The sequence below is a fragment of the Acinetobacter sp. 778_lipA genome (assembly GCF_058242985.1).
In genome coordinates this window covers 1,832,996-1,846,431 of sequence record NZ_JBZAYT010000001.1, presented here as the reverse complement: position 1 = coordinate 1,846,431, position 13,436 = coordinate 1,832,996, and the positions used below count along the sequence as shown (strand labels likewise).

The following is a 13,436-nucleotide window of genomic DNA, read 5'->3' as shown; positions in this document are numbered from 1 at the left end:
TATTTTGAAATCAGCTACACAATAATAAATTTAAGTTGGTTGCACTTTTGATGCTCATATATAATAATGATAATTATTAGCATTATCACTATACTTAACATAACAGGATTGATTCATGGCTTACTCGCTTCCACAACTGCCTTATGCATACGATGCACTTGAACCTAATATTGATACAAAAACAATGGAAATCCACCATACCAAGCACCATCAAACCTATATCAATAATATCAATGCTACAGTTGAAGGTACGCCATGGGAAAAGTTGTCGATTGAAGAACTGGTTTCAAAAGTGAATGAAGTTCCTGCTGATCTTAAAAATAGCGTGATTAATAATGGTGGTGGACATGCTAACCACTCTTTATTCTGGACAGTAATGAGTCCTCAAGGTGGTGGAGAGCCAATTAAACAAATCGCTGAAGCAATTGACAGAGATATTGGCGGTTTTGAAAACTTCAAAGAAGATTTTACCAAAGCAGCACTGACACGATTTGGCAGTGGCTGGGCATGGTTGAGCGTTACCCCTGAAAAGAAAGTCATCGTAGAAAGCAGTGCCAATCAAGATTCACCACTGATGAATGGAAATATCCCGATTCTGGCTTTAGATGTCTGGGAACATGCTTATTATTTAAAATACCAAAATCGTCGTCCCGAATATATTGCGGCATTTTATAATGTTGTGAATTGGGAAGAAGTGAATCGCCGTTATTTAGAAGCAATCCAATGAAATACTATACAGACCATATGACGATGCCAATCTTCAATTCTTCACTGATTAAAAAAATAAAATTTTATATTGGTTGCGCCATTTTTTTCTTTGGTTTAGTGATTTTTATCAAAGAATTCTTATTCTAAGACAAACAAAAATATAGAAGTCGATACCCTTTAAGTCAGTTTAAATTACTGACTTAAAGGGTTTTATCATGAACTAGATTCTTTATCTTTCTAATTATTTCGCGTGTAAAGCGTCTAATGATTTTTCATCCATGGCAGTTCGTTGCTTTCTCGCTTCTGTTAGCATTTTTTCTTGTAGATCTTTACGAAAACCCAGCAAGAATACAAATTCAGCTAAAACAAATAATGGACCAATTGCTAAACCGACTAAATCGTCAACAAATGCGGGTTTTTTCTTTTCATAAAAATGCCCTACAAATTGGAATACCCATCCTACAACAAAAGTACCAATACTAATACTTAACCAAGTTCCCATGCCCAATTGCGCAATTTTATAGGCAAATGGATAGGTTACTGCATAAATAACCAACATTAAAAAGCCCAATGATTTATCCAGACTCAAATAATAAATCACACTTAAAACCAATAGAATCAATGCCAAAGTGATTTCAAAACTTGAAAGCATCACCCCTGCTCTAGCCGTTAAACACATGATTGAAAATACGATCATCGGAATACCAATAAAATGCGTAAATACATTTTTATGGTCTAAATGATAAGCTGCGTATTGGCTAAGAAGTTGCTCTAATCTATTCATTTTCAGCGTCCTTGTTAATCTCTTCATTTCACTATATAAAAGCGCTAAGATAAAAGTTGTCGTCTACCTGACAACTTGAATTGATTTTTCATTTAAATTTTCAAAGAAGTAGATAACAACAGCTTTCACAATAAACTTATTGATACATTATGGCCTGTGATTGTGTCATATTTCCGCTAAATTATTGCTCTTGAAGGAGGATTGTAAATGGTTCTACTCAGCGCTTATCGTTACTGATTTTATCTAAGGTAATTTCTACCCTACTAACTGCTGTTAGATATATTTTAAAATCAAAGCAAAGATTAACCATGATATATAAAAGGACATATTGTGCTGAATTCAACGGATCTTGAATTATTATCAAAGAATTTATGGTATTCACAACTGCCTATTCCTTTTCAACAATTGATTCAACAACGAGCCCATTATCAAAAATTTGAGCGTGATCAAGCGATTTTCAGATCAGGCGATCTATTTAATGGCATCTATGCCGTCTTAGATGGTCGGGTACGCTTAGGCTATATTGATATTGAAGGAAATGAATCCGTTGCTGCTATTGCAGAACCAATTATGTGGTTTGGAGAAATTTCTTTGGTGGATCAGCAACCACGTTCTCATGATGCAATTGCTGTTGGAAAATGTTTAATTTTACATCTCCCCAGCCAAGCGATTCAGAAAATTTTAAATGACTATCCGCAATATTGGTTCCATATCGCGCAATTGACCAGTCAAAAACTTCGCTATGCTTTTTTAGAACTCATTTCAATTCAAACCCAACATATACGACAACGATTAGCTCAGCGTTTGATGTTTATCTTAAACGGCTATGGCAATCATATCCGTATTGAAAATAACATCATTCATTTATCACAAGAACAATTGGCATTGCTGCTCAAATGCTCACGTCAGACCATTAACCAAGAATTACATTTACTCGAACAACAAGGGGTTTTAAAAATTGCCTTCAAAAAAATAGAAATTTTAGATATCAAGCAATTACATTCTATTGCTCACTCACTAGGCCAACTCTAATTTAACACATCACTTTTCTACTTTTAGATAAATATTAAATTCACCTTAAACGGCTGGAATATATAATCATTTCATAAATAAAATATACAAATAATCTATTCTACTTTGTGAAAAATACAATTATATTTTAGCGAGGCGCTAATGCCATCTCAATAAAAGTTGAAATAAATGAAAAAAATCACAACATTGCTCACAGCGGGATTATTCACTGTACTTAGCGCTTCTGCTTTTGCTTGTCCTAAAGGTACAACATTGGTTGGTGGTACAGGCCCAAACCATAAAGGTGGCAAATGCGTCGCTGCAAATCCTGCAGCTCAAGCGACTCAAAAAGCGACCACTGCAAGCACAAAAGCCAAAGCAGATGTGACTCAAGCCAAAGACAAAAGCATAGCTGCAACCAAAGCTGTTGAAGCGAAACCGAAAGAAGCAGCGACAAAGCTAAAAACAGAGACTGCCGCAAGCAAAGCAAAAGCGGAAGCAACAACCAAAGCTGTAAAAAATGACGCCGCTACAAAGTCAACTGCTGCTAAAGACAAGGCCGTGAAAACAGCATCGACCAATCCGTTAAAACCTTAAGCAACGAAAAGCTTACTTAACGAACGTTCATATGAATTAAAAAAATGGCGCATATTTGCGCCATTTTTTCTAAGACCATTTAAAAAATATTATTATTTGCTTTGGTATTGCCTAAACTTGGATTTTCAATTGCATCTTTACATTGTGCTTTATCACGTTCATATTGCGATTGATTTTTTTGCATCTCACCATCTTTTTCCAATGTCGATCTTGCCCAAGTATCTAAACTGGTCATGGCTTTACGACACAAAGCGTATTTACCTTCTGTCACTGAATCGGTCATTTTGACGTTGATACGCCAGTCTGTACTTAACTTTCTTAAAGGTTTACGTACATTATCTTCAATCAAATTTAATTGCTTACGGTAGACAAAGGGTTCAACCTGATTAATCAATTTCCATGCTTCGTTGGCATAGGTTGTCGCATCATTGGTTAGTTTTGGCGCAGCTTTAATTTCAACTTTTTCTTTAGGTTCAGAAGATGAATTACCACATGCTTGTAAACCTAAAACACCTAACATCAAGGTCATACTCAATAATAATTTCGACTGATTTGCGAACATAAAGTTACGCCTAAATAAACATTTCGCTACTATGCTAGTAAATTCGGGTAGAATACACAATCTTGATTTTACCTTTTGTTTTACTCTCGTTTTAGGTGTCCTGTGTCAGAGCACAATCCCTCAGTCCAAACTGCTGGCTTTTGGCAAGGCGCTAAAGACAGTCAAGCCATCATCTTTACTTATCTACCTGTATCTTTTGCCTTTGGTGTATCAGCGACCCAATTTGGTTTTAGTGCATGGGAAGCCTTATTTCTATCTTGCTCTATGTACGCTGGGGCTAGCCAATTTCTTGTGGTTGCATTATTGGGCAGTGGTACATCTATTTGGATGACAGCACTTACAGTCATTGCACTGGATATTCGCCACGTACTTTACGGGCCAGCCTTACAAAACCTGATTCAGGACCGTTTAAACCTAAAAAAGACTGCAGTATGGGCATGGGGTTTAACCGACGAAGTTTTTGCGGCTGGAATGATTAAACTTTCCCAACGTCGTCAAGAATGGTCAGAGTCTTGGATGCTAGGACTCAGCTTGTTTAGCTGGATGTCATGGGCCTTAGGTTCATTTTTAGGCGGTTTATTTGCAGATCAAGTCAGCGACTTACCGCAATTTTTACAAGCCGCTTTAGACTTCTTGTTACCTGCATTGTTCTTAAGCTTCTTACTGGCAGCCTTTGAGAAAAAACATACTTTTGTGGTTGCCGTATCTTTAGTGGTTTCCGCATTGGCCTGTTATTTTATCAACATGTCTGCAGCAATTTTTATTGGGATTGCCTCTGGAATTTTAGCGGGATTATTTAAACATTATGTTTTAAAGCAAACTGATGAAGTGAGTATTTAAAGTGGATTTACAGATTATTTTGGTGGGGATATTGGTCGGTATTGCAAACTTTGCTTCACGCTTTGGTCCATTCTATCTGCTGCAAAAAAGCCAACAACACACACAATCTCGTGGCGCAACATGGTTAAAAATTGCATTAGGCAGTATCGGCATTGCAGCAATCAGTTCAATGTTAATTGTTGCCACTCTTCCGCCATTGATCGAAACCCCAAATAAAAGTTTTGCGATGTTGGTGGGCTTTATTGTACTCACAGGATTGTATTTTAAATTTAAAAGAATTGTCTTGGCGACTCTCACAGCAGCATTAGCCTATGGTTTGGTCTATACCTATTTGTAGTTTTGTTGATTGTAGTTCATTTTAATGCATCAGCAAATCAGCGTTTAAAATTAAAGTCTCTAGGATTTAAAATGCTTCCATCTAATCAATTTACAATAAAAAACCATGTGAATTAATTGGTTGTGTATGATTTCTTTCCAATATAATATTTAAAATACGCAACTTGATATGTTTATCGCACACTTACCTTCTGGCTATATACTTGCTAAACTTTTACTCCAGAAATTTAAACAGACAAAAATCACCAATAAAGCTTTTTTTACGCTGATTATGCTTGGTGCAGTTTTTCCTGATATTGATTTATTCTATTTCTATTTATTCGATCATAGATCGGTACACCACCATAAGTATTTTTTACATTGGTTTTCATTTTGGATTCCAATCTTTCTAATTGCTTTATTTTATTTCATCCATTCAAAATATACGGCTAATCCTGCCCTAATGATCAGTCTTTTTTCGGGTGCTGCCCTGCTACATATCGGGTTGGATACTTTTGTAGGTGATGTTTGGCTTTTTGCACCGTTTATTGATCAACCCTATGTGTTTTTTGAAGTAAGCTCACGTTATCAGCCGTGGTGGTTAAACTTTATTCTGCATTGGTCGTTTTTTATAGAACTACTGATCTGCCTTATTGCATTGATTATGTTGGTTGGTAAAAAGAATTGATCAAAAAATTATTGATCAACTTTCTTGCGAAAATTCAAAGCTACTTCATTTGCAGTGACAAACAATCTAGAAGCTAAAGACTTTATAAAAAAATCTGTTAGACAATATCATTATTTTATGTCAATCAGCCCTTAACACACGCCTGAGTTCTGCTATGCTAACAGTCCATAAGACAAGCATGGAAGAATAGCATGAGCGTTACTATTGGTACTCCACTTCAATCATCTGCCTTTAAAGTTTTACTGTTAGGTTCAGGAGAGCTTGGTAAAGAAGTGGTGATTTCATTACAACGACTTGGTGTTGAAGTTCACGCGGCAGATCGCTACGAAAATGCACCTGCCATGCAAGTTGCTCATTTCTCTTATAGCTTAAACATGGCGGACGCAACAGAATTAAAAGCTTTAATTGAAAAAGTAAAACCTAATCTTATTGTCCCAGAAATTGAAGCGATTGCTACTCAAGTATTAGTCGAAATCGAACAACAAAATATTGCAACAGTGATCCCTTCAGCAAAGGCAGTGAATTTAACGATGAACCGTGAAGGGATTCGTCGATTAGCGGCGGAAGAACTTGGTTTACCCACTTCCGCTTATCGTTTTGCCAATACCTTAGAAAGCTTCCGTTCTGCATGTGATGACATTGGTTATCCGAACTTTGTTAAACCTGTAATGTCTTCCTCTGGTAAGGGGCAATCTCGTGTCAAAGAATATGCTGAAGTAGATGCGGCTTGGGAATATGCTCAAACTGGTGGTCGGGTAAATCAAGGTACAGTCATCGTTGAGTCACAAATTGACTTTGATTTTGAAATCACCTTACTCACTGTACGTTCGAAAAATCCAGAAACAGGTGGAATTGAAACCGCTTATTGTGATCCGATTGGACACCGTCAAGACTCAGGCGACTATGTAGAAAGTTGGCAGCCCCAAGCAATGACAGAAGCAGCTTTAAATGAAGCCAAACGCATTGCCAATAAAGTCACTGTAGCACTTGGTGGATGTGGGATTTTTGGGGTAGAACTGTTTGTAAAAGGTGATAAAGTATGGTTTAGTGAAGTATCACCGCGTCCACACGATACAGGCTTAGTCACACTTGCATCACAATTCCAAAGCGAATTTGAATTACATGCACGTGCGATTTTGGGTTTACCTGTCAATACTGAACGACATAGTATTGCTGCAAGTGCTGTAATCTATGCAGGTATGGATGCAAAGAATCTTTCATACTCTGGCTTAAATCTTGCTTTGCAAAATCCTGCGACAGACTTACGCCTGTTCGGTAAACCTGAAGGATTTAAACGTCGCCGTATGGGCGTGGCAACAGCACGTGCTGAAACAACAGACCAAGCACGTGAACTTGCACAAGAAACGGCTGCAAAAGTCACAGTTCATTTAAACAACTAGCCAATATATTTGCGGACAAGACATCCATGATCAACACCTCTCCTCTGTTGGAATATGTAACTGATATACATGACATTAAAGCGATTAATCAATGGCGTAGCGATGTCGAACAACAGTTAAATGAGGCTTATGATCATGGTACAACAATACGCGAAATTGTCCGTACCCGCTCAAATGTGGTAGATGAAGCCCTTATGTTTCTATGGAAACATTCCGGGCTAGATCAAACAGATCTCGGTTTATTTGCTGTTGGCGGCTATGGACGGCGCGAAATGTTGCCCTATTCCGATGTCGACATCATGATTCTTTCAGAAGAAGATCTTTCTCCTGAACAAGAACAAACGGTGACGCAATTTATTTCTACACTTTGGGATGTGGGGAATTTTAAACCCGGTATCAGTGTACGTACTATCCGAAGTTGTTTTGAACAAGCCACCAATGATCTCACTGTTGCAACCTCACTGATTGAAGCACGATTGATTATTGGTAATCAACATCTGGCAAGATGGCCTCGTCGTGTCGTTTCACAAACTTGGACAGATAAGACTTTCTTTGATGCCAAGATGGATGAACAAGCGCAACGTTATGCGCAACATAACAATACTGAAAGTAATTTAGAACCCGACATTAAAAATGCACCCGGCGGTATTCGGGACATTAACCAAATTGGCTGGATTGCCAAACGGCATTTTCGAGTCAATCGTATTTACGACTTGGTTCATTTGGGTTTTATTTCTGAATTTGAATTGGGCGTTCTAGAGGAAGCTGAAAACTTTCTTTGGGAAATCCGCCATCATTTACATCGTTTAACTAAACGTGATGAAAATCGTCTATTGTTTGATTATCAACGTGATATTGCTGCTAAATTTGGCTATACGCGAGAAGATGATCATCATCCAAATTATCCAATTGAACAGTTCATGAAGCGTTATTATCGTACCGCGCAGCAGGTTTCGACCTTAAATGAAATGTTATTGGCTTATTTCAATGAGTCGGTGATTACTCCACGTTTACCCGACTATGAACGTAAAATCGAAAATATTAACGAACATTTTAAACTGGTTGATGGCAAGCTCGCAGTTCAACAACATAAAATTTTTTCCGAAAATCCAAGTGCGATTTTAGAAATTTTCTATATCTTAGCGAATCGCCCTGAAATTGAGGGTATTCGTGCACGTACACTGCGTCTTTTGACCTTAGCTGCAAAAAGAATTGATCAAGCATTTCGTGATAATCCAACCCATCAAGCACTATTCATGGCGATCATTCGCTCTCCATATCGTTTATACGAAACCATGGTGGCAATGAAGCGTTATGGTGTATTAGGAAATTATATTCCTGCTTTTGGGCAAATCATGGGACTGATGCAATATGACTTGTTCCATATTTATACCGTCGATGCACATACCTTACTGTTAATTCGTAATTTAAATCGTTTTAAAGAACCCGGCTTTGCCAAAGACTATCCTGTTGTCAGTTCTGTATTTCAACGCTTAGTCCGCCGTGACATCGTATTCCTTGCTGCATTATTCCATGATATTGCCAAAGGCCGTGGTGGAGATCACAGTGAACTTGGCGCTGAAGATGCAATTGAATTCTGTCTTGCGCATGGGTTTACTGAGCGCGAATGTAATCTGGTTGCTTGGCTCATCCAAAACCATTTACTGATGTCGATGACCGCACAGAAAAAAGATATTTCTGATCCAGATGTGGTGAAAGAGTTTGCTGAAAAGCTTGGTGATATGGAGCATTTAGATTATCTCTATACACTGACAGTTGCCGATATCAATGCCACCAATCCAAAACTTTGGAATACATGGCGCTCTTCTTTGATGCGTCAACTCTATACCCATGCGCGTGATGTAATTCGTTCTGGTTTGGGTCGACCTGTTGATTATCAAATGCTGATTGAAGATACCAAATTCTCTGCAAGCGAAGTCTTGGTGGATGAGTTTCCACTCGATCAAGTTGAAAAGGTTTGGCAAGAGCTTGGGGACGAATACTTCCTTAAAGAATCCGCAGATGAAATTGCATGGCATACTCGCGCCATTTTGCAACACGGCGACAACCCTGCACCATTGGTGCTCATGCGGGCGCACCGTAAAGCCGCACAAGATGCTGTACAGATCTTTATTTATACTCAAGACCAACCCAATCTGTTTGCTACCACAGTGGCAATTTTGGATCGTATGAATTTAGATGTCCAAGATGCACGGATTATCACTGCAACCAAAGCCTTTAGTTTAGATACTTATGTGGTCTTGGATCGTTTCGGTACCTTATTAACCGATCCTGAACGTGAAGAAACAGTCAAACAGGCGTTAATTAAAGCCTTAAGCGAATCAGATAAATATCCGGGTTTGATGCAACGTCGTATTCCACGTCAACTTCGCCACTTCGATATTGAAAATACCGTGGATGTAACACTGAACGAAGCTTTGCAGCAAAATATGGTAGAAATCTCTACTCTCGACCAACCGGGCTTACTCGCACGCGTTGGTGGTTTATTTATGATGCAAGGTTTAGACATACATTCTGCTAGAATCGCCACGCTGGGTGAAAAAGCAGAAGATATTTTCTTTGTCACCAAAAAAGATGGCACCCCCCTCACTGAAGCTGAGGCTGAAGTCTTTACCGCAAAATTAAAAGCGGCATTAGACGAAGCATCAAATCAAATCTGTGGGCAACATTAATCTTACTTTCTATCGTGGTAATTGTTTCATGAACTCTAGTTTGTCTTTATTACATCCTTATCCATTTGAAAAGTTAAGCCAGCTTTTTCAGGATGTAAAACCTGCAGATTTACCTTTGATCCCACTTTCAATTGGAGAACCAAAGCATCCTGCTCCTGAGTTTGTGAAGCAAGCGATCATTGATAATTTTCAGCACCTTTCAACTTATCCAAACAGTAAAGGTTTACCCGAACTTCGTGAAAGTATTGCTCAGTGGCTAACCCGTCGTTTTAAGCTGAATGCGATCAGTGCGGAAGATCATGTTCTTCCGGTAACAGGTACACGTGAGGGAATTTTCTCTTTTGTACAAGCCTTGATTAATCGTGATGACGCACCTTATGTGGTAATGCCTAATCCGTTCTATCAAATTTATGAAGGTGCGACTCTTTTAGCTGGTGCCAAGCCATACTTTGTCAACTGTACCGACGACAACAATTACCTTGGTGATTTTGATGCTGTACCTGCTGAAGTTTGGGAAAAAACCGCACTTTTGTTTGTTTGTACGCCGGGAAATCCTACTGGTGCGGTACTTTCAAAAGCACAATTTAAAAAGCTAATAGCACTTTCTGACCAATATGATTTTGTGATTGCGTCTGATGAATGTTACTCAGAATTATGGTTTGATGAAGCACCTATCGGCTTATTGGAAGTCTGTGCTGAATTAGGTCGTGACGATTATAAAAATTGTATCGTGTTCCATTCACTGTCTAAGCGTTCAAACTTACCGGGTATGCGCTCAGGTTTTGTTGCTGGTGATGCAAACTTACTTAAACCTTATTTAAAATTCCGTACTTATCACGGCGCTGCAATGCCAGTCCAGCATCAATTGGCTTCAATTGTTGCTTGGAACGATGAAACACATGTTGAAGAAAATCGTAGACTGTATCGTGCTAAGTTTGATTTGTTCCAAAATGAACTCGGTCATCTTTTACCATTACAAAAGCCTGATGCAGGTTTCTATTATTGGTTAAAAGTCGATCATGATGAAAACTTTGCCAAAATGTTAATGGAAAAAGCCAACATTAAAGTTTTACCGGGGCGTTATTTGTCTCGTGATACTGAACAAGGCAATCCTGGTGAAGGTCATGTTCGTATGGCATTGGTCGCAGATATTGCTCAATGTGAGCAAGTGATTCAGCGTCTGAAAACCATTTTATAAAAAATGTTGTTATAAAAAATGCCCCAAATTTGGGGCATTTTTTGTGGTGTTTAAAAATCAAATGCAGCACTTAGCATGAATGTACGAGGTTGCCCAGCAACCAAGTAACCGTTATTGGTGTTAGAAGTACTGTTGATGTTATCGAATAGACCAACTGATGACCAATAGTTTTTATCGAAGACATTATTTACACGGAAATTAAAAGTTGTCGGCGTTTGCCCCAACTGAGTTTTATATGTCGCACCAAGATCTAAAGTTGTCCAATCACCTACTTTCAATTTGTTGTCTAAACTCGCATAAGTCGAACCTGTATAAGTGACTTGAGCATTTAAAGACACATCGTTAACTGTTGGCAATTTCCAATCAGCACCAACATTTGCTTGAAATTCTGCAACACCCACCTCCTTTTTATTATCGTAGTTAACATTTCCTGTATTTTTTTGCTTTGCATCAATCCAAGTTGCACCACCTAACACTTTTAAAGAATCAGTCAATTGACCAAAAGTATTGAGTTCAACACCACGATGTACATATTTACCCGCATCACTAAAAATACTGTTTTCAAGTACTGCGCGCTGCTTATCGATATCAAAAAAACTTAGGCTTGCACCAAACTGATCATTTTCATATTTGGCACCAATTTCTTTTTGTTTAGCAACGAATGGTTTGAGTGTTGTGGTTTCTTTCGTCGTTGAATTGGTATTACTCAAACCTTTAGCTAAAGATTCAATATAATTTGCATAAACTGAAACTTCAGGCAGAATTTTATAACTTAGACCCAAAGCAGGGGTAAACTTACTTTCATCATACTCACCTGATTTAGTTGAAGTTCCATAATTATAGTTTTCTTGCATGATGGTTTGATAACGTCCACCGAGCATGACTGTTAATTTATCATCTAAAGCTTTGAGGTTATCGCCAATGGCAATACTTCTTAAACGCGTCCTAGTCGTTAATTTAGGTGTATCTAAGTTATTCCCAAACAACGCATTTTGTGAATAAGCAGGTTGATCATACTGGATTGGATTATAGATATTGTTGGCTAATATATTTTTATAGTCCATCACATAAGCATTGCGAGTGTTCTGTTGAAATGCCGATGCAGATAGCACTAAATTATGTTCAATTGAACCTGTGTTTACTTTACTACGCACACCAACTTCACCAGTATTGACCATATCTACACGCGTATTGTCAAATCGATAAATGGTTCCCGCGCCTGTTTTCTGATTGGTCAATGTCATATTTGCTAAACTGTTTTGCTCTTCGCCATGTCGAAAACCATAAGCAGCATAAGCTGTTAAATTATCTGCTAAATCATATTCAGCACGATAACTTCCGAAGACATCCTCTTCATTTGAATACGTCCATTTTTGTGCAAAGTTATCTGAGCCATCAATTGCTTTCGGAATCTCGGTAATACCCGCGCCTAAAGTCACGTTTGGACGAGTCGATTTTAAACGATTATTCACATAACCCATATCTCCAGAAACACGTAAACGATCACCACGGTAATCCAAACCTATAGAAGCTAAGCCTAAAGATGCTTTTTCATTATCAACAGCAGTATCACCCCCATGATATGCTGTGTTTACTCGTACGCCGAATTGTTGATCTTCACCAAAACGGCGAGAAATATCATTGGCAATATAACCGCCATTAAAGTCCGTACCTACTGTGACACGATTAAGTGGTTCGTTACTTGCACGTTTCGGCAATAGGTTAATTGCACCACCAATCCCACCATTACTTGGCATTGCTCCATTTAAAAATGAGGATGCCCCTTTTAACACTTCAACACGTTCAAACAGCTCTGCAGGAATATACTGACGTGGTAAAATTGAATATAAGCCATTATAGGCTGTGTCATCTGAGCCCAAGTTAAAGCCACGAATATAATAATTTTCTTGGAAATTACCAAAACCACGTCCGACACGAACACTTGGATCCGCTCTTAAAATATCCCCAACACTTTTTGCTTGTCGCTCTTGAATATATTGATTGGTATAACTGGTTAGATTAAACGGTGTATCTATATTTTTCTGATTGCCAAATATCCCAACTTTACCACCAGAAGCCACCTGTCCTCCAGCAAATGCTGGCATTAAGCCCTCTGCTGATGCATCTGCACTTGCGACTACTGTAATCGTACTCAGTTGTTTTGCATTGCCATTATTCGACTGAGACAATGAAGCATCTTGTTGTTCAGCATGCGCAATTGCAGCACTCGTCGCCACTGCCATCATCACAATTAAGGGTTTAATTTTTCGCATAGGAGGCTCTAAAACAGTCATCTAAATTAAGCCGCCATATTAAATGATAATCACTCTTACTTAAACTTACTTTCTCATTTTGTAAGCGTGATTTTTTAAATAAAAAAGCAATATCTCATGGTATTTATTTATTAAAAAAAATTACAAATTGAGAATAGCCTTGTAGTTTTTATAAAAAATTATACTAATCACTAAAGTTTTCATATTAAAAACATATAAATAATTTTATCCGCTCAACCTATCTAATAATCAATGCATTAAAACAACAAATGTCGCTAACTTGAATGCCCCCTCTATAGCAAAATTTAACTACTTAACTTTCAAAAAATCACATTAAGCGCTGTATTGCAACTTGACCAAACATAGA

General features: G+C 38.1%; 12 protein-coding genes. 9 read left to right on the top strand and 3 right to left on the bottom strand.

Going from position 1 to position 13,436, the window contains the following annotated elements:
• Positions 1-115 precede the first annotated feature (115 nt).
• Positions 116-727: a superoxide dismutase gene (locus AC4CUY_RS08630; protein ID WP_490773981.1), complete on the top strand. Its 612-nt coding sequence runs from the start codon at positions 116-118 to the stop codon at positions 725-727.
• A gap of 222 nt (positions 728-949) precedes the next feature.
• Here the strand turns inward: AC4CUY_RS08630 and AC4CUY_RS08625 are convergent, their stop codons facing one another.
• Complete coding sequence (locus tag AC4CUY_RS08625; protein ID WP_483769974.1) at positions 950-1,492, bottom strand: Mpo1 family 2-hydroxy fatty acid dioxygenase; 543 nt, start codon at positions 1,490-1,492, stop codon at positions 950-952.
• 330 nt (positions 1,493-1,822) lie between these two features.
• Here AC4CUY_RS08625 and AC4CUY_RS08620 point away from each other — a divergent pair, with 330 nt between their 5' ends.
• Positions 1,823-2,524, top strand: coding sequence for a Crp/Fnr family transcriptional regulator (locus AC4CUY_RS08620; RefSeq protein WP_336953018.1), 702 nt, complete (start codon positions 1,823-1,825; stop codon positions 2,522-2,524).
• A 168-nt stretch (positions 2,525-2,692) separates the two neighbouring features.
• Positions 2,693-3,100: a hypothetical protein gene (locus AC4CUY_RS08615; RefSeq protein ID WP_419359254.1), complete on the top strand. Its 408-nt coding sequence runs from the start codon at positions 2,693-2,695 to the stop codon at positions 3,098-3,100.
• Positions 3,101-3,179: 79 nt separating this feature from the next.
• On the opposite strand, the gene AC4CUY_RS08610 is transcribed toward AC4CUY_RS08615, so the two are convergent.
• The gene (locus AC4CUY_RS08610; RefSeq protein WP_419327423.1) at positions 3,180-3,662 is read right to left on the bottom strand and encodes a hypothetical protein; all 483 of its coding nucleotides are present in this window, start codon (positions 3,660-3,662) and stop codon (positions 3,180-3,182) included.
• A gap of 102 nt (positions 3,663-3,764) precedes the next feature.
• On the opposite strand from AC4CUY_RS08610, the gene AC4CUY_RS08605 reads away from it, so the two are divergent.
• The 6 genes from AC4CUY_RS08605 to dapC all read left to right on the top strand — a co-directional run bounded on the left by AC4CUY_RS08605 (position 3,765) and on the right by dapC (position 10,796).
• Positions 3,765-4,502: an AzlC family ABC transporter permease gene (locus tag AC4CUY_RS08605; RefSeq protein ID WP_004720941.1), complete on the top strand. Its 738-nt coding sequence runs from the start codon at positions 3,765-3,767 to the stop codon at positions 4,500-4,502.
• Between the two features lies 1 nt (position 4,503).
• On the top strand, positions 4,504-4,839 hold the full coding sequence (gene ygaH / locus AC4CUY_RS08600) for an L-valine transporter subunit YgaH (RefSeq protein WP_004821146.1): 336 nt from the start codon (positions 4,504-4,506) through the stop codon (positions 4,837-4,839).
• Between the two features lie 168 nt (positions 4,840-5,007).
• On the top strand, positions 5,008-5,505 hold the full coding sequence (locus AC4CUY_RS08595) for a metal-dependent hydrolase (protein WP_490773980.1): 498 nt from the start codon (positions 5,008-5,010) through the stop codon (positions 5,503-5,505).
• 191 nt (positions 5,506-5,696) lie between these two features.
• On the top strand, positions 5,697-6,905 hold the full coding sequence (purT, locus tag AC4CUY_RS08590) for a formate-dependent phosphoribosylglycinamide formyltransferase (RefSeq protein WP_336953022.1): 1,209 nt from the start codon (positions 5,697-5,699) through the stop codon (positions 6,903-6,905).
• Between the two features lie 26 nt (positions 6,906-6,931).
• Complete coding sequence (gene glnD / locus AC4CUY_RS08585) at positions 6,932-9,598, top strand: [protein-PII] uridylyltransferase (RefSeq protein WP_336953023.1); 2,667 nt, start codon at positions 6,932-6,934, stop codon at positions 9,596-9,598.
• Positions 9,599-9,626: 28 nt separating this feature from the next.
• Positions 9,627-10,796, top strand: a complete 1,170-nt coding sequence (gene dapC / locus AC4CUY_RS08580; RefSeq protein ID WP_490773979.1) for a succinyldiaminopimelate transaminase — start codon at positions 9,627-9,629, stop codon at positions 10,794-10,796.
• Between the two features lie 50 nt (positions 10,797-10,846).
• On the opposite strand, the gene AC4CUY_RS08575 is transcribed toward dapC, so the two are convergent.
• The gene (locus AC4CUY_RS08575; protein WP_336953027.1) at positions 10,847-13,069 is read right to left on the bottom strand and encodes a TonB-dependent receptor; all 2,223 of its coding nucleotides are present in this window, start codon (positions 13,067-13,069) and stop codon (positions 10,847-10,849) included.
• Positions 13,070-13,436 lie beyond the last annotated feature (367 nt).

Excerpts from the sequence above, each read along its gene's own strand:
- AC4CUY_RS08630 (WP_490773981.1), top strand. The coding sequence starts at position 116 with ATGGCTTACTCGCTTCCACAACTGCCTTATGCATACGATGCACTTGAA.
- AC4CUY_RS08625 (WP_483769974.1), bottom strand. The coding sequence starts at position 1,492 with ATGAATAGATTAGAGCAACTTCTTAGCCAATACGCAGCTTATCATTTA.
- AC4CUY_RS08615 (WP_419359254.1), top strand. The coding sequence starts at position 2,693 with ATGAAAAAAATCACAACATTGCTCACAGCGGGATTATTCACTGTACTT.
- AC4CUY_RS08610 (WP_419327423.1), bottom strand. The coding sequence starts at position 3,662 with ATGTTCGCAAATCAGTCGAAATTATTATTGAGTATGACCTTGATGTTA.
- AC4CUY_RS08595 (WP_490773980.1), top strand. The coding sequence starts at position 5,008 with ATGTTTATCGCACACTTACCTTCTGGCTATATACTTGCTAAACTTTTA.
- purT (WP_336953022.1), top strand. The coding sequence starts at position 5,697 with ATGAGCGTTACTATTGGTACTCCACTTCAATCATCTGCCTTTAAAGTT.
- glnD (WP_336953023.1), top strand. The coding sequence starts at position 6,932 with ATGATCAACACCTCTCCTCTGTTGGAATATGTAACTGATATACATGAC.
- dapC (WP_490773979.1), top strand. The coding sequence starts at position 9,627 with ATGAACTCTAGTTTGTCTTTATTACATCCTTATCCATTTGAAAAGTTA.
- AC4CUY_RS08575 (WP_336953027.1), bottom strand. The coding sequence starts at position 13,069 with ATGCGAAAAATTAAACCCTTAATTGTGATGATGGCAGTGGCGACGAGT.